The organism is Streptomyces sp. NPDC051172 (assembly GCF_040682555.1).
Classification (GTDB): Bacteria; Actinomycetota; Actinomycetes; order Streptomycetales; family Streptomycetaceae; genus Streptomyces.
The window spans coordinates 1-1,441 of the sequence record NZ_JBFBBE010000346.1 but is presented as its reverse complement, the minus strand read 5'-3'; the positions used below and the strand labels follow the sequence as shown (position 1 = coordinate 1,441).

At 66.6% G+C, this 1,441-nt stretch carries 1 protein-coding gene; it reads right to left on the bottom strand.

Annotated features, from left to right (window positions below; all coding sequences use genetic code 11):
- A partial coding sequence (locus tag AB0N07_RS50970; RefSeq protein ID WP_365847813.1) for an AAA family ATPase occupies window positions 1-1,441 on the bottom strand: 1,441 nt, incomplete at both ends.

Sequence of the window (1,441 nt, the reverse complement as noted above, 5' to 3'; positions counted from 1 at the left end):
GGCGTGCCGCGGGCGTCAGCTCGATGCGGATCTGACGCTCGGCCAGCCGGGAGCGCAGGTCGTTGAACTGCAGCTCCACAATGTCCTGGATCTGTTCACGACCCAGCGGCGAGAACACCACGATGTCGTCCACCCGGTTGAGGAACTCGGGACGGAAGTGGGCGCGCAACTCACCGAGCACACTGTTTCGCACGTCGTCGGGGATCGAGCCGCCATCGAGGCCCAACAGGTGATGGGCACCGATGTTGGAGGTCATGATGAGGATGGTGTTGCGGAAGTCGACGGTGCGTCCCTGGCTGTCGGTGATGCGGCCGTCGTCGAGGACCTGCAGCAGCGTGTTGAACACGTCCGGGTGCGCTTTCTCGATCTCGTCGAAAAGGACCACGCTGTACGGGCGGCGGCGCACCGCCTCGGTCAGCTGCCCTCCCTCCTCGTACCCGACATACCCGGGAGGTGCACCGACGAGCCGGCTGACGGTGTGACGTTCCTGGTATTCGCTCATGTCCAGCCGGACCATCGCCGACTCGCTGTCGAACAGTGCTTGCGCGAGCGCTTTGGCCAGTTCGGTCTTTCCCACTCCGGTGGGGCCGAGGAAGATGAACGAGCCGATGGGTCGGCGCGGGTCGCGGATGCCGGAGCGGGCACGGATAATCGCGTCGCTGACGAGCGTGATGGCCTCATCCTGACCGACCACCCGCTCCTTGAGGGTGGCGTCCAGGCTGAGGATCTTGTCGCGTTCACCTTCCTTCAGCCGGGCCACGGGGATCCCCGTCCATGCTGCGACGATCTCGGCGATCTCGTCCTCGGTGACCACCTCCCGCAACAGCCGCTGCCCGCCTTGCTTGGAGGCGAGACGCTCCTCCTCGGCGCGCAGGCGTCGTTCCACGTCAGCGATAGCCCCGTACCTCAGTTCAGCGGCACGGTTGAGGTCGTAGGAGCGCTCCGCTTCCTCCGCCTCCCGCCGCAGCCGCTCCAGCTCACCGCGCAGCTCCTGGACCTTGCGGATCGCTTGACGCTCCGCCTCCCACTGGGCGCGCTTGGAGTCCGCCTCCGCCTTCAGGTCGGCCAGCTCCCGGCGCAGCTCCTCCAGCCGGTTCTTGCTGGCAGGGTCCGTTTCCTTCGACAGCGCCGCTTCCTCGATCTCCAGGCGGGTCACCCGCCGGGTCAGCTCGTCGAGCTCAGCGGGCATTGAGTCGATCTCGGTTCGCAGACGCGCGCAGGCTTCGTCGATGAGATCGATGGCCTTGTCGGGCAGGAACCGGTCGGTGATGTACCGGTGGGACAGGACGGCGGCAGCGACCAGTGCGCTGTCCTGGATGCGGACACCGTGGAAGACCTCCAGCCGTTCGCGCAGGCCGCGGAGGATGGAGATCGCGTCCTCCACGTCAGGTTCCTCGACCATCACCGTCTGGAACCGGCGTTCCAGGGCAGCGTCCTTCTC